13 protein-coding genes, 1 pseudogene and 1 riboswitch are annotated in these 17,262 nt (G+C 54.7%); of the genes and pseudogenes, 9 read left to right on the forward strand and 5 right to left on the reverse strand.

Annotated features, from left to right (window positions below; all coding sequences use genetic code 11):
- Positions 1-22 precede the first annotated feature (22 nt).
- Positions 23-379: a PTS fructose-like transporter subunit IIB gene (locus tag ABOC97_RS16660; RefSeq protein ID WP_349599857.1), complete on the forward strand. Its 357-nt coding sequence runs from the start codon at positions 23-25 to the stop codon at positions 377-379.
- Here the strand turns inward: ABOC97_RS16660 and ABOC97_RS16665 are convergent.
- From ABOC97_RS16665 to argE, 3 genes are all read right to left on the reverse strand, one after another.
- Positions 366-1,214, reverse strand: a complete 849-nt coding sequence (locus tag ABOC97_RS16665) for a helix-turn-helix transcriptional regulator (protein ID WP_349599860.1) — start codon at positions 1,212-1,214, stop codon at positions 366-368. The genes ABOC97_RS16660 and ABOC97_RS16665 overlap by 14 nt on opposite strands.
- Positions 1,215-1,347: 133 nt before the next feature.
- Positions 1,348-3,999 (reverse strand): phosphoenolpyruvate carboxylase, encoded by a 2,652-nt coding sequence (gene ppc, locus ABOC97_RS16670; RefSeq protein ID WP_234507816.1) that lies wholly within the window; start codon positions 3,997-3,999, stop codon positions 1,348-1,350.
- 298 nt (positions 4,000-4,297) lie between these two features.
- The gene (argE, locus tag ABOC97_RS16675; protein ID WP_349599863.1) at positions 4,298-5,449 is read right to left on the reverse strand and encodes an acetylornithine deacetylase; all 1,152 of its coding nucleotides are present in this window, start codon (positions 5,447-5,449) and stop codon (positions 4,298-4,300) included.
- Between the two features lie 153 nt (positions 5,450-5,602).
- Here argE and argC point away from each other — a divergent pair, with 153 nt between their 5' ends.
- From argC to oxyR, 4 genes are all read left to right on the forward strand, one after another.
- A complete protein-coding gene (gene argC, locus ABOC97_RS16680) occupies positions 5,603-6,607 on the forward strand; it encodes an N-acetyl-gamma-glutamyl-phosphate reductase (RefSeq protein WP_349599866.1) in 1,005 nt (334 codons plus the stop codon).
- A gap of 12 nt (positions 6,608-6,619) precedes the next feature.
- Positions 6,620-7,393 carry an acetylglutamate kinase gene (gene argB, locus ABOC97_RS16685; RefSeq protein ID WP_052285750.1) on the forward strand — a complete coding sequence of 258 codons (774 nt, stop codon included), beginning with the start codon at positions 6,620-6,622 and terminating at the stop codon, positions 7,391-7,393.
- A gap of 115 nt (positions 7,394-7,508) precedes the next feature.
- On the forward strand, positions 7,509-8,882 hold the full coding sequence (argH, locus tag ABOC97_RS16690) for an argininosuccinate lyase (RefSeq protein WP_349599869.1): 1,374 nt from the start codon (positions 7,509-7,511) through the stop codon (positions 8,880-8,882).
- 367 nt (positions 8,883-9,249) lie between these two features.
- On the forward strand, positions 9,250-10,167 hold the full coding sequence (gene oxyR, locus ABOC97_RS16695) for a DNA-binding transcriptional regulator OxyR (RefSeq protein WP_234507807.1): 918 nt from the start codon (positions 9,250-9,252) through the stop codon (positions 10,165-10,167).
- On the opposite strand, the gene sthA is transcribed toward oxyR, so the two are convergent.
- Entirely contained in the window at positions 10,150-11,550 is a 1,401-nt protein-coding gene (gene sthA, locus ABOC97_RS16700; RefSeq protein WP_234507805.1) for a Si-specific NAD(P)(+) transhydrogenase, read from the reverse strand. The two genes, oxyR and sthA, sit on opposite strands and share 18 nt — an antisense overlap.
- A 197-nt stretch (positions 11,551-11,747) precedes the next feature.
- On the opposite strand from sthA, the pseudogene fabR reads away from it, so the two are divergent.
- Both fabR and ABOC97_RS16710 read left to right on the forward strand, forming a co-directional pair.
- Positions 11,748-12,382: pseudogene (gene fabR, locus ABOC97_RS16705) on the forward strand (HTH-type transcriptional repressor FabR).
- A gap of 15 nt (positions 12,383-12,397) precedes the next feature.
- A complete protein-coding gene (locus tag ABOC97_RS16710; RefSeq protein ID WP_349599874.1) occupies positions 12,398-12,757 on the forward strand; it encodes a YijD family membrane protein in 360 nt (119 codons plus the stop codon).
- 46 nt (positions 12,758-12,803) lie between these two features.
- Here the strand turns inward: ABOC97_RS16710 and trmA are convergent, their stop codons facing one another.
- Entirely contained in the window at positions 12,804-13,904 is a 1,101-nt protein-coding gene (gene trmA, locus ABOC97_RS16715; protein ID WP_349599877.1) for a tRNA (uridine(54)-C5)-methyltransferase TrmA, read from the reverse strand.
- Positions 13,905-14,017: 113 nt separating this feature from the next.
- Positions 14,018-14,205: riboswitch (cobalamin riboswitch) on the forward strand.
- 65 nt (positions 14,206-14,270) lie between these two features.
- Between trmA and btuB the strand changes: the two genes are divergently transcribed.
- Together btuB and murI are read left to right on the forward strand one after the other, a co-directional pair.
- Positions 14,271-16,139 carry a TonB-dependent vitamin B12 receptor BtuB gene (gene btuB, locus ABOC97_RS16720; protein WP_266028557.1) on the forward strand — a complete coding sequence of 623 codons (1,869 nt, stop codon included), beginning with the start codon at positions 14,271-14,273 and terminating at the stop codon, positions 16,137-16,139.
- Entirely contained in the window at positions 16,084-16,941 is an 858-nt protein-coding gene (murI, locus tag ABOC97_RS16725; protein ID WP_349599881.1) for a glutamate racemase, read from the forward strand. The genes btuB and murI overlap by 56 nt, the downstream gene beginning before the upstream one ends.
- Positions 16,942-17,262: the final 321 nt, after the last annotated feature.

Below are 17,262 nucleotides of genomic sequence, written 5' to 3' on the forward strand. Positions count from 1 at the left end.
TGTTTTCTGCAAGGAGAGGACGATGACGGCAACGAGCGGACGAATGTTAGTGGCGGTAACGGCCTGCGTAAGCGGGGTCGCTCATACCTATATGGCGGCTGAACGTCTGGAAAAACTCTGCCAGCAGGAAAAGTGGAGCATAAAAATTGAGACCCAGGGGGCGCTGGGGATTGAAAACGCGCTAACTGAAGAGGATATCCGTCGGGCGGATGCGGTGTTATTGATTACCGATATTGAGCTCAATGGTGCAGACCGCTTTATCCAGAGTCGCTACGTACAGTCTGGAATCAGCGCTTTTTTGCGTGAGCCGCAGAAGGTCATGAGTGCGGTGCGTAAACTGCTATCCGCGCCGCAGCACACGCATATCATTCTGCCATAGTGAGTTGGCTGTGATACTGGCGGCGATACTCGGACGGCGAGCGATCGGTATTTTTGCGAAACAGCCGGCAGAAGTAGTTGCTGTCGACAAAGCCACAGGCATGAGCAATCTCTTTTACCTTCAGGTCATACCCTTTCAACAGCCTTCTGGCGTGCTCCAGGCGGGTGTGGTTGAGATACTCGTTAAATCCCATAATTCCGTTTTTCTGGAACAGATGTGACAGATAGTTGGGTGAGATATAGAACGCCTGTGCCACCGATTCTCGGGTTAATGGCTCGGCAAAGTGGGTATCGATGTATTCACGGATAGCATCAAACAGCGCCTGACTGCGCGAAGAGGTCTGGATTTGGCTGCTGAGTAGGTCGGCGCAGTGGCTAATCAGGCTGCTGGCAGTCAGCCGGGCGGTTTGTTGATCCTGCGGCTGCATTTGAATCTCGCCCATGGTTTGCAGCAGGAATGAGCCCACTCGCGGCCCACGGCGCGCAACGTGTTGCTTCGAGACGTTTCTTAACTGGCTTCCATCCCACTGTTGAACGCTAAATCCTAGCTGTTGCTTTCCAAACAGTATGCTCAGGGTGGTGGCGGGCTGATCCCATAGCGGATAGTTCCAGCCGCCAGCCGGGACATATAGCGCATCCAGCCCATTCATTCGTACCTCGTCACCATGAAGCCCGGCGTCCGCTAGTTGCCCCGAAAGCACAATCTCCAGGCGCGGAAAATCGACCTGAAATGCCATCTCCGGCGCAGGTATATGGTCTACAGCAAACCATATTTTTTGCAGCGGGGTGGTGCCTGAGGCAATGTGGGAAAGCAGTGGGTTGATGTCGAAAAACATGAGGCTCCCTGTCGTTTTTTACAACGTAGAAACCTTAACCGAGGGTATAAAAAAAGGCCACAAAGAATGTGGCCTTTTGCTGCTGGCTTCACTGTCCCCATGGTATTACTGCGTACGGGGACGGTGTGAATGATTAACCGGTGTTACGCATACCGGCGGCAACGCCCGCGATAGTGACCATCAGCGCTTGCTCAACGTTAGGGTCCGGCTCCTGGCCTTCTTCTTCCGCTTTACGTGAACGGTGCAGCAGTTCGGCCTGCAGAACGTTCAGCGGGTCGGTGTAGATGTTACGCAGTTGGATAGATTCGGCAATCCACGGCAGGTCGGCCATCAGGTGTGCATCGTTGGCGATATCGAGCACTACTTTGATGTCGGCTTCCAGCAGGTCGCGCAGTTCGGTACCCAGCGCCCACAGTTCCGGTTTCACCAGACGCTGATCGTAGTATTCCGCCAGCCACAGGTCGGCCTTCGAATAAACCATCTCCAGCATGCCCAGACGGGTAGAGAAGAACGGCCAGTCACGGCACATGGTTTCCAGCTTGCTCTGTTTACCGTCTTCGACCACTTTTTGCAGCGCGGCACCGGCACCCAGCCAGGCTGGCAGCATCAGGCGGTTCTGGGTCCAGGCGAAGATCCACGGAATGGCGCGCAGAGACTCCACGCCACCGGTTGGACGACGTTTTGCCGGACGAGAACCCAGAGGCAGTTTACCCAGCTCCTGCTCCGGCGTAGCGGAACGGAAGTAAGGGACGAAATCTTTGTTTTCACGCACATAGCCACGGTACATCTCGCAGGAGATATCCGACAGCTCGTCCATGATGCCGCGCCACTCTTCCTTCGGTTCCGGCGGTGGCAGCAGGTTGGCTTCCAGAATGGCGCTGGTGTACAGCGACAGGCTGCTGACGGTGACTTCCGGCAGGCCGTATTTAAAGCGGATCATCTCGCCCTGCTCGGTGACGCGTAGACCACCTTTCAGGCTTCCCGGAGGCTGGGACAGCAGCGCGGCGTGAGCGGGTGCGCCGCCACGGCCGATGGAACCGCCGCGCCCGTGGAACAGCGTCAGCTCAATGCCGGCTTTCTCGCAGGTTTTGATCAGCGCATCCTGTGCCTGGTATTGCGCCCAGGACGCGGCCATTACGCCCGCATCTTTTGCCGAGTCAGAATAGCCAATCATGACCATCTGTTTGCCCTGAATAAAGCCGCGATACCAGTCGATGCTCAGCAGCTGCGTCATCACGTCGTCGGCGTTATTCAAGTCGTCCAGCGTTTCAAACAGCGGAGCAACCGGCAGCGCAAACGGGATACCCGCTTCTTTGAGCAGAAGATGTACGGCCAGCACGTCGGACGGCGTCTTCGCCATTGAGATGACGTAGGCGGCAACCGAACCCTGCGGAGCATCAACAATCGCTTTGCAGGTGTTGAGCACTTCGCGGGTGTCGTTGCTTGGTTCCCAGCTACGTGGCAGCAGCGGGCGTTTAGAATTCAGTTCGCGGATCAGGAAGGCCTGTTTGTCGGCTTCTGACCAGCTTTCATAGTCGCCGATACCCAGATAACGGGTCAGCTCGCCCAGCGCTTCGGTGTGGCGAGTGCTTTCCTGACGCACGTCGATACGTACCAGCGGTACGCCAAAACATTTCACGCGGCGCAGGGTATCGAGCAGTTCGCCGTTGGCGATGATGCTCATCCCGCAGGCCTGCAGCGATTTATAGCAAGCGTATAGCGGTTCCCACAGCTGCTCGTTCTGGCTAATCAGACCGGCCGGTTTTGGCAGACGTTGGCCTTTCAGACGTGCTTCCAGCCAGGCTTGGGTCGCCATCAATTGGCCGCGCAGGGTTTTCATCAGGTAGCGGTACGGTTCGGTCGCGCCTGCTTCACCCACCAGCTCGCGTAGCTCGTCGGTACATTCAACCATCGACAGCTCAGAAATCAGCACCTGGACATCTTTCAGGAACAGATCGGTGGCTTTCCAGCGGCTCAGTAACAGCACGTGGCGGGTAATTTCGGCCGTCACGTTCGGGTTGCCGTCGCGGTCACCGCCCATCCAGGAAGTGAAGCGCACCGGCACAAAGTCGACCGGCAGTTTATAGCCGAGGTTTTCTTCCAGCTGTTCGTTCAGCTCGCGCAGGTAGTTGGGAACGCCTTCCCACAGGCTGTTTTCGACCACCGCAAAGCCCCACTTGGCTTCGTCAACCGGGCTTGGGCGATGTTTACGAATTTCATCGGTATGCCAGGACTGGGCAATCAGCTGGCGCAAACGGCGCATCACTTGGTTGCGTTCGTAGTCGGCAATATCGGTATTATCGAGCTGTTTTAAGCAGTTGTTGATTTCGCCCATCTTGTGGATCAGCGTACGACGCGTGATTTCGGTCGGGTGCGCGGTTAGCACCAGCTCCAGCGACAGGGATTCAACTGCCTGTTTAATGGTGGTTTCGTTGAGATCGGGTTGGTCTTTGAGTTTACGCAGAGTACGGGCAATCACTTCCGGGTTGCTCGCCGCTTCGCCTTTTGGCGAAATGCTGTGATATTGCTCGGCGGTGTTGGCCAGATTCAGGAATTGGCTAAACGCACGGGCGACCGGTAGCAGCTCATCGTTGGACAGGTTCTGCAGCGTGCTGAGCAGCTCCTGGCGATTGGCTTCGTTGCCCGCACGAGAAGATTTGGACAACTTACGGATCGTTTCTACACGGTCAAGAATGTTCTCACCAAGCGCATCCTTGATGGTATCGCCTAGCACTTTACCGAGCATACTGACATTACTACGCAACGCGGAATATTGTTCGTTCATTAACCCAGACACCCCATCTCATTTTATTTTGTTATATCCCGGCCTCGGAACGGAAGGGCGAGATAAAGACACCTCTTTTATAAAGCCACGTAAAAACCCGTACGTCAATTGCTGCGAAATCGCTTCAGCAAACGAATAAATCGCGGCAATTTACGAAATTTAATTTGCTTCCTGCCAGATAAGAAATGCTTATGAAAATGTGAACGAGATCGCGGGAATAGACGATGCTGTGAAGGCGAGTGGGGGGCGGGCTGCGCGCTGTGTTGCCCGGGAACCTTCGGCCACCGGGCAACACAGATTAATGCCAACAGAAGTGATGGACGACCTGAGAAATTAATTCGCGTGTCGGTTTGATAAAGCGGGTTTCCAGGTACTCGTCCGGCTGGTGCGCCTGGTTAATTGAGCCAGGACCTAAGACGATGGTCGGGCACAGGTTCTGAATAAACGGTGCTTCGGTGCAGTAGTTAACGACTTCAGTTTTGGTGCCGAGCAGTTTTTCCAGCACTTCAACCAGCTGGTGATCCGGCGGGCATTCATAACCCGGAATCGGCGGATGCAGTTCGCTGATGGTCAAACGGCCAGGCCACTGGGCACTAACCGGTTCCAGCGCTTCATCCAGCAGGCCGTTAAGGTCGTTGAGCGTCATGCCCGGGAGTGGGCGAATATCCATATGCAGCTCACAGCAGGCGCAAATACGGTTAGAAGCGTCGCCGCCGTGGAGGCTACCCAGGTTGAGCGTCGGGTACGGTACGGTGAAGGCGTCATAGTGATAACGCTCTTTCAGCGAATCGCGCAGCTGCATCACCCGGCCAATGGCGTCGTGCATGATTTCAATGGCGTTCACGCCGCGCGCCGGATCGCTGGAGTGGCCGGACTGGCCGAGCACGCGAATAGCATTAGACATATGGCCTTTATGGGCGCGTACCGGTTGTAGCGATGTCGGCTCGCCGATAATTGCGCAGTCCGGGCGCAGCTCGGTGGATTCGGCAAAGTAGCGCGCGCCGGCCATACTGGTCTCTTCGTCGGCAGTCGCCAGGATGTAGAGCGGTTTTTTCAGCGTCGTCACATCGACATCACGCAGAGCGTCGAGGATAAATGCAAAGAAACCTTTCATATCGGCGGTACCCAAACCGTAGAGCTTGTTGTCATGTTCGGTGAGGGTGAAGGGATCGCGGGTCCAACGGCCGTCGTCGAAGGGGACGGTATCGGTATGTCCGGCGAGTAACAGACCGCCCGCACCTTGACCGGTGCTGGCGAGCAGGTTGAATTTATTGCGGGTACCAGGGACCGGCTGCACCTCAACCTGGAAGCCTAAAGAGGCGAACCAATCGGCGAGCAGAGTGATTAAAGACGCATTGCTCTGATCGAGCGCTTCTTCGGTTGCGCTGATGGACGGGGTGGCGATCAACGCACGGTAAATCTCGATAAATGGGGGTAAATTGTTTTTCATTGTTGACACACCTCGGGTCGTGATAGTATCAATATTCATGCAGTATTTGTGAATAAAAATACATTATCATTAGGCGTAATAAAACCCACCAACTGTAGGGTGAAGTGATTACGCTTAATCAGGCAAACAGACATAAGAAGGTGAACTGCACCGATGTTGAATACGCTGATTGTGGGCGCGAGCGGTTATGCTGGCGCAGAGCTTGTGACCTATGTAAATCGCCATCCTCATATGAACATAACCGCTTTGACGGTCTCAGCGCAAAGCAATGATGCAGGAAAGCTAATCTCCGATTTGCATCCACAGCTAAAAGGCATTGTCGACCTGCCGTTGCAGCCGATGTCCGACATCAGTGAATTCAGCGCGGGAGTCGACGTGGTGTTTCTCGCCACTGCGCATGAAGTGAGCCACGATCTGGCACCGCAGTTCCTGGCGGCAGGCTGTGTGGTATTCGACCTGTCCGGTGCGTTCCGCGTGAACGACGGCGCCTTCTATGAAAAATATTACGGCTTTACTCATCAGCATCCGGAGCTGCTGGCGCAGGCGGTGTATGGCCTTGCCGAGTGGAGCGCCGACGCGCTGAAAGAGGCGAAGCTGATTGCGGTACCGGGCTGTTATCCAACGGCGGCACAGCTGTCGCTAAAACCGCTGATCGATGGCGATTTGCTGGATCTTAATCAGTGGCCGGTGATCAACGCCACTTCCGGCGTCAGCGGCGCGGGGCGTAAAGCGGCGATCTCCAATAGCTTCTGTGAAGTGAGCCTGCAGCCGTATGGCGTGTTTACCCACCGTCATCAGCCGGAAATTGCCAGCCATCTTGGTGCGGATGTGATTTTCACCCCGCATCTGGGCAACTTCCCGCGCGGTATTCTGGAAACCATTACCTGCCGTCTGAAGCCGGGCGTCACGCAAGCGCAGGTGGCCGAGGCGCTGCAGCAAGCCTACGCCGACAAGCCGATGGTCCGTTTATACGACAAAGGTGTGCCAGCGCTGAAAAACGTGGTTGGCCTGCCGTTCTGCGATATCGGTTTTGCCGTGCAGGGTGAACACCTGATCGTGGTGGCGACCGAGGACAACTTATTAAAAGGTGCTGCCGCACAGGCCGTGCAGTGCGCCAATATCCGTTTCGGCTTCGCTGAGACGCAGTCTCTTATCTAAGGTGTGATGACCATGAATCCATTAATTATCAAACTGGGCGGCGTGTTACTGGATAGCGAAGAAGCGCTGGAGCGTCTGTTTACCGCGCTGGTGAACTATCGCGAATCGCACCAGCGCCCGCTGGTGATTGTCCATGGCGGCGGCTGCGTGGTGGATGAGCTGATGAAACAGCTTAACCTGCCGGTGAAAAAGAAAAATGGCCTGCGCGTTACGCCTGCCGACCAAATCGACATCATTACCGGTGCGCTGGCGGGGACCGCCAACAAAACGCTGCTGGCGTGGGCGAAGAAACATGATATTGCCTCCGTTGGCCTGTTCCTTGGCGACGGCGACAGCGTAAACGTGACGAAACTGGATGAAGAGCTGGGCCACGTAGGTCTGGCGCAGCCAGGCTCACCGAAGCTGATTAACCTGCTGCTGGAAGGCGGGTTCCTGCCGGTGGTGAGCTCCATCGGCGTAACCGCCGAGGGGCAGTTGATGAACGTCAACGCTGACCAGGCGGCAACGGCGCTGGCTGCTACGCTGGGTGCGGACCTGATCCTGCTTTCCGACGTTAGCGGTATTCTGGACGGCAAAGGCCAGCGTATTGCTGAGATGACGGCGGCGAAGGCCGAACAGCTGATCGACCAGGGAATTATTACCGACGGCATGATTGTGAAGGTGAATGCGGCGCTCGATGCGGCACGTACCCTGGGTCGCCCGGTCGATATCGCCTCCTGGCGTCATGCCGAGCAACTGCCGGCGCTGTTTAACGGCACGCCGATCGGTACGCGTATTTTGGCATAAGTTTTTATGTGTCGGATGGCGGCTGCGCTTATCCGACCAACGTGAACAGAACCTGTAGGCCGGATAAGCGCAGCGCCATCCGGCAGTGAAATCGAAGAATTTAAGGAAATTTGTTATGGCACTTTGGGGCGGGCGTTTTACTCAGGCAGCGGATCAGCGGTTCAAACAGTTCAACGACTCTTTACGCTTTGATTATCGCCTGGCCGAGCAGGATATTGTCGGTTCTGTTGCCTGGTCGAAAGCGCTGGTGACGGTTGGCGTACTGACCGGGCAGGAACAGATCCAGCTGGAAGAGGCGCTGAGCGTGCTGCTGGAAGAGGTTCGTGCGAACCCACAGCAAATCCTCGAAAGCGATGCCGAAGATATTCATAGCTGGGTTGAAGGCAAGCTTATCGACAAAGTCGGCCAGTTGGGTAAAAAACTGCACACCGGGCGTAGCCGTAACGACCAGGTAGCGACCGATCTCAAATTGTGGTGTAAAGACACCGTAGCCGAGCTACTGGCGGCAAACCGTCAGCTGCAAAGCGCGCTGGTGGAGACTGCGCAGGCCAACCAGGATGCGGTGATGCCGGGTTATACCCACCTGCAGCGCGCGCAGCCGGTGACTTTTGCTCACTGGTGCCTGGCCTACGTTGAGATGCTGGCGCGTGATGAAAGCCGCCTGCACGATACCCTCAAGCGTCTCGACGTGAGCCCGCTGGGCTGCGGTGCGTTGGCGGGTACTGCGTATGAGATTGACCGTGAACAGCTGGCCGGCTGGCTGGGCTTTGCCTCCGCGACCCGTAATAGCCTCGATAGCGTTTCTGACCGTGACCACGTGCTGGAGCTGCTCTCCAATGCTTCTATTGGTATGGTGCACCTGTCGCGTTTCGCCGAAGATCTGATCTTCTTTAATACCGGTGAAGCCGGTTTCGTTGAGCTTTCTGACCGCGTGACCTCCGGCTCTTCGCTGATGCCGCAGAAGAAAAACCCGGATGCGCTCGAGCTTATTCGTGGCAAATGCGGCCGCGTGCAGGGCGCGTTGACCGGCATGATGATGACGCTGAAAGGTCTGCCGCTGGCTTACAACAAAGATATGCAGGAAGACAAAGAAGGGGTCTTCGATGCGCTCGATACCTGGATGGACTGTCTGCACATGGCGGCGCTGGTGCTTGACGGCATTCAGGTGAAACGTCCACGTTGCCAGGAAGCGGCGCAGCAGGGTTATGCCAACGCCACTGAACTGGCGGACTATCTGGTCGCGAAAGGCGTTCCGTTCCGTGAAGCGCACCATATCGTGGGTGAAGCGGTGGTTGAAGCGATTGCCCAGGGCAAACCGCTGGAAGATCTGGCGCTGGCTGACCTGCAGAAATTCAGCGCGGTGATTGGCGATGATGTCTATCCGATTCTGTCGCTGCAATCTTGCCTTGATAAACGTGCAGCCAAAGGCGGCGTGTCGCCGCAGCAGGTGGCGCAGGCCATTCGCGATGCGCAGGTGCGTCTGGCGTAACCTTTGTCTTTGTAGGCCTGATAAGCCTAGCGCCATCGGGCGGATCGGCGCACGTTGCCGGATGATGGCTTCGCCTTATCCGGCCGACATAGTAAAGTGCCATCAGGTAATATTGAGGCCCGGTCGAGCATAGCGAGGCCGGGTTTTTGACGCGCAAAAAAAAGCGGGCCACGGGGCCCGCAAACGTTCATGTTGGCTTTTGTTAGTCGAGTTCGAGAGAAACTCCGATTCAGTGTGACGACTTCAAGGGTTAAACGAGGGTCACCTGTTTCTGTGGTGTATTATTAAACAGAATCCTTGATAGGGATAATCATTCGTTGCTATTCTATCTATCGCCATGGGCTATCGTGGCGATGGAGGAAGAATAATGAATATTCGCGATCTTGAATACCTGGTGGCGTTAGCTGAGCATCGGCACTTCCGCCGGGCGGCAGATTCCTGCCATGTCAGTCAGCCAACCCTCAGCGGGCAGATTCGTAAACTGGAAGATGAACTGGGCGTGATGTTGCTGGAGCGTACCAGCCGCAAAGTGCTGTTTACCCAGGCTGGGCTGCTGCTGGTGGACCAGGCGCGTACCGTGTTACGCGAGGTCAAAGTGCTTAAGGAGATGGCAAGCCAGCAGGGGGAGACGATGTCCGGCCCGCTGCATATCGGCCTGATTCCAACCGTTGGCCCGTATCTGTTACCTCATATTATCCCAATACTGCATCAAACCTTCCCGAAGCTGGAAATGTATCTGCATGAAGCGCAAACCCATCAGCTGCTGGCGCAGCTCGACAGCGGTAAGCTGGATTGCGTGATTCTGGCGCTGGTGAAGGAGAGCGAGGCATTTATCGAAGTTCCGCTGTATGACGAACCGATGCTGCTGGCGATCTACGAAGATCACCCGTGGGCGGAACGCGATCGCGTGCCGATGTCGGATCTGGCGGGCGAAAAGCTGCTCATGCTGGAAGACGGTCACTGCCTTCGCGATCAGGCGATGGGCTTCTGTTTTGAAGCCGGGGCGGATGAAGATACCCATTTCCGCGCAACCAGTCTGGAAACGCTGCGTAATATGGTGGCGGCGGGAAGCGGAATTACTTTGCTACCTGCGCTGGCGGTACCGCCGGAACGCAAACGCGACGGCGTGGTGTATCTGCCGTGTATTAAGCCGGAACCACGCCGTACCGTTGGCCTGGTTTATCGTCCGGGGTCGCCGCTGCGCAGCCGCTATGAGCAGCTGGCAGAGGCCGTCCGTGAAACGATGGACGGCCATTTCGACAAAGCGCTAAAAAAGGCGATTTAAGCCGTTAAGCGCCGCTACCCGATAGGCTTCCGCCATTGTCGGGTAGTTAAAGGTGGTGTTAACGAAGTACTCAATGGTGTTACCACCACCTTTCTGCTCCATAATCGCCTGACCGATATGAATAATCTCGGCTGCGCGTTCGCCAAAGCAGTGAATGCCGAGGATTTCCTTGGTCTCCCGATGGAACAGGATCTTCAGGCTACCCACGCTCATCCCGACGATTTGTGCTCGCGCCAGGTGTTTAAACTGCGCACGACCTACTTCATACGGCACTTTCATCGCCGTCAGCTGCTGTTCGGTTTTACCGACGGAGCTGATTTCCGGAATGGTGTAGATCCCGGTTGGAATATCTTCAATCAGATGCCCGGCAGCTTCGCCTTTCATCAGCGCCTGTGCGGCGATGCGGCCCTGATCGTAGGCGGCGGAAGCGAGGCTCGGATAGCCGATAACGTCACCGACGGCATAGACGTGCGGCTGCGCGGTCTGATAGAGGCTGTTCACTTTCAACTGGCCACGGCCATCGGCCTGAAGGCCAATGTTTTCCAGCGCCAGCGGTTCGGTGTTACCGGTGCGGCCATTGGCAAACAGCAGGCAGTCGGCCTTGAGCTTTTTGCCGGACTTCAGGTGCATGATGACCCCATCGTCCACACCTTCAATCTTCTCGTACTCTTCGTTGTGGCGAATGACCACGCCGCTGTTCCAGAAGTGATAGGACAGCGAATCTGACATCTCCTGATCGAGGAACGCCAGCAGACGGTCGCGGGTGTTGATGAGATCAACTTTCACGTCCATGCCGCGGAAGATAGACGCATATTCACAGCCGATAACCCCTGCGCCGTAGATAATGACGTGGCGAGGTTCATGGTGCAGGCTGAGAATAGAGTCGCTGTCATAAATGCGCGGATGATTAAAGTCGACGTCCGCCGGGCGGTACGGGCGGGAACCGCAGGCAATCACGAACTTTTCGGCGGTCAACGTTTCGACTGAACCATCCGGGCATTTCAGCGCGATGGTGTGTTCATCGACAAAGTGGGCGTCGCCCTGCAGCATTTCACAGTGGTTGCGCTCATAAAAGCCCTGACGCATACGCGTCTGCTGATTAATCACGCTATCGGCATGATTCAGGATGTCGGCAAATGAGGAACGGAGAAGTCGGCTGTGGTCGCTGTAGAGAGGGTTCTGGTTGAATTCGATAATACGGCTGACGGCATGGCGAAGTGCTTTGGATGGGATTGTGCCCCAGTGGGTACAACCGCCGCCGACATTATGATAACGCTCAATAACGGCGACGTGGGCTCCTTGCTTCACCAGACCCATAGCAGCGCCTTCGCCGCCGGGGCCGGAACCAATAATTACTGCATCATAATCGTAGGAATGTGGCATGGTAAGGCTTACCTGTTCTTATACATAAAAGCAACAGAATCATAACATCATCGAGGGAATAACCCAATTATCGTTGGGCTTTTTTCATACGGAATAGCATAAATAGCATGTAAACAATCATTAACAAAGCTGCGTAAGTGGAATCGTTTTAATCTCTGGTATAGTGCCAGCACGGCATATGGAAGGATTCAGTTATCGTGATGGGTGTAAGAGCACAACAAAAAGAAAAAACCCGGCGTTCGCTGGTGGAAGCGGCATTCAGTCAACTCAGTGCCGAGCGTAGTTTTGCCAGCCTGAGTCTGCGTGAAGTCGCACGTGAGGCGGGAATCGCGCCAACGTCCTTTTATCGCCATTTCCGCGATGTCGATGAGCTGGGGCTGACGATGGTCGATGAAAGCGGCCTGATGCTTCGCCAACTGATGCGCCAGGCGCGTCAGCGTATTGCCAAAGGCGGCAGCGTAATACGCACTTCCGTTTCAACCTTTATGGAATTTATCGGCAATAACCCCAACGCCTTCCGCCTGCTGCTGCGCGAGCGCTCCGGCACGTCTGCGGCATTTCGTGCGGCAGTGGCCCGCGAGATTCAGCACTTTATTGCGGAACTTGCTGACTATCTGGAAATCGAAAACCATATGCCTCGTGCGTTTACCGAAGCGCAGGCTGAGGCGATGGTGACTATTGTATTTAGCGCGGGAGCGGAGGCTTTAGATGTTGGCCTCGAGCAGCGTCGGCAGCTTGAAGAGCGGCTGGTGTTGCAGTTACGGATGATCTCCAAAGGCGCATACTACTGGTATCGTCGCGAACAAGAGAAAAGTCACGTCATTCCGAATAAGGTGGTAGACGAGCAATGAAACAGTCAGGTCAAGATAAAGGTACGCTGTTGCTGGCGCTGTTGGCTGGCTTATCGATTAACGGCACGTTTGCAGCGCTGTTCAGCTCCATCGTTCCTTTCTCAGTTTTTCCGATAATTTCTCTGGTGCTGACGGTTTACTGTCTGCATCAACGCTATCAAAACCGCACGATGCCGGTCGGCTTGCCCGGCCTGTCAGCCGCCTGCTTTATCCTCGGCGTGTTGCTCTATAGCACTGTGGTGCGGGCGGAATATCCGGATATCGGTTCTAACTTCTTCCCGGCGGTATTGTCGGTGGTGATGGTATTCTGGATTGGCTATCGGGTGCGTAACCGCAAGCAGGGCATTTCTGAGTGATATTGTTGGGCCCGGCAGCGCGATGCAGGCCGGGCCCGTGATGATATTACTTCTTCGTCAGCAGCACGCCGCATTCCATATGATGGGTATACGGGAACTGATCGAACAGCGCCAGGCGAGTGACGTTATGCGTCTGGCTTAATGTTTGCAGATTCTGGCACAGCGTCTCCGGGTTACAGGAGATGTACAGAATATTCGGGTATGCCTGCACCATCTTCTCGGTTTCACTGTCCAGCCCGCTACGCGGTGGATCGACAAAAATCGTCTCGCACTGATAGCTTTTCAAATCGATTCCCTGCAGGCGGTTAAATTCCCGCACGCCGTTCATCGCTTGAGTAAACTCTTCTGCCGCCATGCGGATGATCTGCACGTTATCAATCTGGTTAGCGGCAATGTTGTACTGCGCGGCGGCAACCGACGGCTTGGCTATCTCAGTGGCCAGCACACGATTAAAGTTGCGCGCTAATGCCAGCGAGAAGTTACCGTTACCGCAGTAAAGCTCCAGCAGATCGCCACGTGAATTTTGCGTGCTGTCCAGCGCCCATTCCAGCATCTGAATGTTCATCGCCGCATTTGGCTGGGTGAAGCTGTTCTCGACCTGACGGTAGATCATCTCTTTGCCGGCAACCGGCAGACGCTCATCAATATAGTCCTGGTCCAGCTCGATTTTGGTTTTGGTGGCGCGGCCAATCAGCTGGACGTTCAGCCCTTTCGCACGCAGCGCAGCGCGCAGCGCTTCGGCCTGTTCGCGCCAGGCATCATCCAGTTTTTTATGATACAGCAGTGAAACCACCGCCTGATTGCTCAGGGTGGTGAGATAGTCAATCTGGAACAGCTTGTGACGCAGCACCTGATTATCGCGCACGCCGTCGAGCACGGCGGTCATCAGCGTATTAATCAGCTGGCTGGCGGCCGGGAACGAATCGACGCGGATACGGCCCTTGGTCTGCTGGTCAAACATAATATGGTAGAGATCATCACCGTCATGCCAGATGCGGAATTCTGCACGCATCCGGTAGTGACTGACCGGTGAGCGAAACACCTCCGGCGCAGGAGCGCTAAACGGCGTCATCATTGTTTGCAGGCGAGTGACTTTCTCGGCGAGCTGAGCGTCGTACTGATCGGTAGGGAGATGTTCGGGGGTCATGGTGCATCCTGAATAGTAAAAGTACGCGGGGATTGTAGGGCTTGTTCAGGGGATGTCCAGCCTCATGCGGGTTAAAATGATAAATAGCAGTCTGGACATCCGTATGTAACTAAATGTAGCATTCGCGTACCGGTCCTGTGAGTTAAAAGGGAACCCAGTGTAAATCTGGGGCTGACGCGCAGCGGTAAGGAAGGTAAGAGAAGAGCGCACCTCGTGCAGACACTGCGGCTCACCGCGGGAAGTCATCTTCTCTTTTATATAGCCTCCAAGCCCGAAGACCTGCCGGATGACGTCGCATGAGGTTTTATCGTCGCGAGCAACTGATAAAACCTGCGGCATCCTTTATCTATTTCGGATGCTTTTAAAATGATTAAAAAAGTTTCGCTGATGACGGCGTTATCCGTCACGGCATTTTCCGGCTGGGCGCAGGACAATGATTCAGACACGCTGGTGGTAACTGCTAACCGTTTTCAACAGCCGGTTAATACCGTATTAGCCCCCACGGATGTTGTCACCCGCGATGAGATCAACCGCTGGCAGGCGAAAAACCTGAACGATGTTATGCGCCGCCTCCCTGGTGTTGATATTGCTCAGTATGGCGGTATGGGGCAGTCTTCGTCTCTCTTTATTCGTGGTACGGAAACTCGGCAGGTGTTGGTGCTGGTAGATGGTATCCCAATGAGCCGCCCGGGTATTTCGAATACGCCCGACCTTAACCAGATCCCTCTCTCCTTAGTACAGCGCGTGGAGTATATCCGTGGCCCGCGTTCAGCAATTTATGGTTCTGGCGCGATGGGGGGAGTGATTAACATCATTACGCATTCTGACAATGATGAGTCGAAGATTAATGCTGGCATGGGGTCGAAAGGCTACCAGCATTATGATGGCACGCTGCGTCAGCGCTTTGGCGATACGGTGGCTACGGTAGCCGGTTCTTATGAGAGTACCAACGGTTTTAACGTTCAGCCGAAATCGACCTGGGATCACGATAGCGACCGTGATGGTTTCCGTAATAAAACATTCTGGGGAAGCCTCGAGCACAAGTTTAATGAAAACTTGTCTGGTTTCTTCCGTGGGCATAGCTATACCAATAACTCCGATTACGACCTGGGTAAGGCGCCAACGTTGAAGGCATATAGTGCCGATGAGGAGCAGCTTTATAATCAGTCCTGGGACACGGGGATGCAATTTAACTCGGGGATTTACTCTTCGCAGTTGATTGCTAGCTACCAGAAGGTAAAGGACTACAACTATAGCAGTATCTATGGTCGTTATAATGATGGGACGACGCTGGATAATATGACACAGCGTAATCTGCAGTGGGGCAATAATGTCCAGGTCGGGCAGGGGTCGATCAGTGCCGGTGTCGATTGGCAGCAACAGCGTTTGACTTCATCGAGTACGACAGTATCCGATTCTTATAAGCGCGATAATACTGGGCTATATTTAACTGGTCAGCAGCAATTCGGCAGCGTAACGCTTGAAGCCTCCGGCCGTGAGGACCACGACGAGCAGTTTGGTTGGCATGGAACCTGGCAGACCACCGCTGGTTGGGCGTTTGTGGAAAACTACCGTGCAACGCTCTCTTATGGTACGGGTTTCCTTGCCCCATCTCTTGGGCAGCAGTTTGGCTCTACGCGCTTTGAAATTAGTTCAAATCCGAACCTCAAGCCAGAGGAGTCAAAACAGTGGGAAGCCGGGCTTGAGGGGCTGACCGGACCGTTGGACTGGCGCTTATCGGCGTACCATTACGAAATTAGCAACCTTATTACTTATTATTTCGATCCAAACACCGGAATGGGTGAATATGACAACATCAACTCTGCGACGATCAAAGGAGTTGAGTGGACTGGGAATGTTGATACTGGAATCTTTAGCCATCGGGTTACGTTGCAATATATGGACCCGCGTAATGATGATAATGGGGAAGTGCTAGCGCGCCGCTCAAAACGTCAGGCCAAGTATCAGCTTGATTGGTCGATGTTCAATGTTGATATGGACATATCATGGCAATACTACGGTAAGCGCTATGACAACAACACATCGGAGTACAACCCTAAACAGCAGATTTTACCGAGCTACAGCACAGTTGATGTATCGGCATCATATCCGATCACCTCACACCTGACAGTTCGTGGTAAAATAGCCAACCTGTTCGATAAAGATTACGAGACAGTTTATGGCTACCAAACTGCAGGACGGGAATACACCTTGTCTGGCAGCTACACCTTCTAACCCACGTCCCACCGTCCTGGTCTTTGACTCCGGGGTCGGTGGGTTGTCGGTCTACGATGAGATCCGGCATCTTTTGCCGGACCTTCATTATATCTACGCTTTCGATAACGTCGCTTTCCCGTATGGGGAAAAGAGCGAAGAGTTTATCGTTGAACGCGTCCTCGAGATTGTCACCGCTGTACAGCAACGCTATCCGCTAGCGCTCGCGGTTATCGCCTGTAATACGGCCAGCACGGTGTCGCTGCCCGCGCTGCGTGAGAAGTTCGCCTTCCCGGTCGTCGGCGTGGTGCCAGCCATCAAACCGGCGGCACGTCTGTCGGCCAACCGTATTGTTGGGCTGCTGGCAACGCGAGGAACGGTGAAACGACCTTATACCCATGAGCTCATTGCGCGCTTTGCAGATGAATGCAAAATCGAAATGCTGGGTTCCGCCGAGCTGGTTGAGCTGGCAGAAGCGAAGCTGCACGGCGAACCCGTTTCACTGGAAGAGCTGCGTCGTATTCTACGTCCATGGCTGCGCATGCAGGAGCCGCCGGACACCGTTGTTTTGGGCTGCACCCATTTCCCTCTATTACAAGAGGAGCTTTTACAGGTGCTGCCGGAAGGAACGAGGCTGGTGGATTCGGGTGCGGCAATTGCCCGTCGTACTGCCTGGCTGCTGGAACATGAAGCGCCGGATGCAAAATCTAGCGATGCTAATTTGGCATACTGCATGGCATTAACGACAGAAACTGAGCAACTTTTGCCCGTTTTACAGCGCTATGGCTTTGAAACGCTCGAAAAACTGCCTGTTTTGGCCTGAATTGAGCAAAAAAGAGACGGTTGAAAAGTTTTTTTAAAACAGGGGTTGTCAACGTCTCAGAACTCCCTATAATGCGCCTCCACTGACACGGAACAACGGCACGCAAGCCGCCGAGTCAGCGGGGTTCTTCAGAGAACTTCGACAGAGAAAAGCGAAATTAAACGCTTGACTCTGAAGCGGGAAAGCGTAATATGCACATCCCGCGCCGCTGAGAAAAAGCGAAGCGGCACTGCTCTTTAACAATTTATCAGACAATCTGTGTGGGCACTCGAAGATACGGATTCTTAAACGTCGCAAGACGCTAAATGAATACCAAGTCTC

Origin of the sequence: Kluyvera huaxiensis, from assembly GCF_040149365.1 — a bacterium.
Lineage (GTDB): Bacteria > Pseudomonadota > Gammaproteobacteria > Enterobacterales > Enterobacteriaceae > Kluyvera > Kluyvera intermedia_A.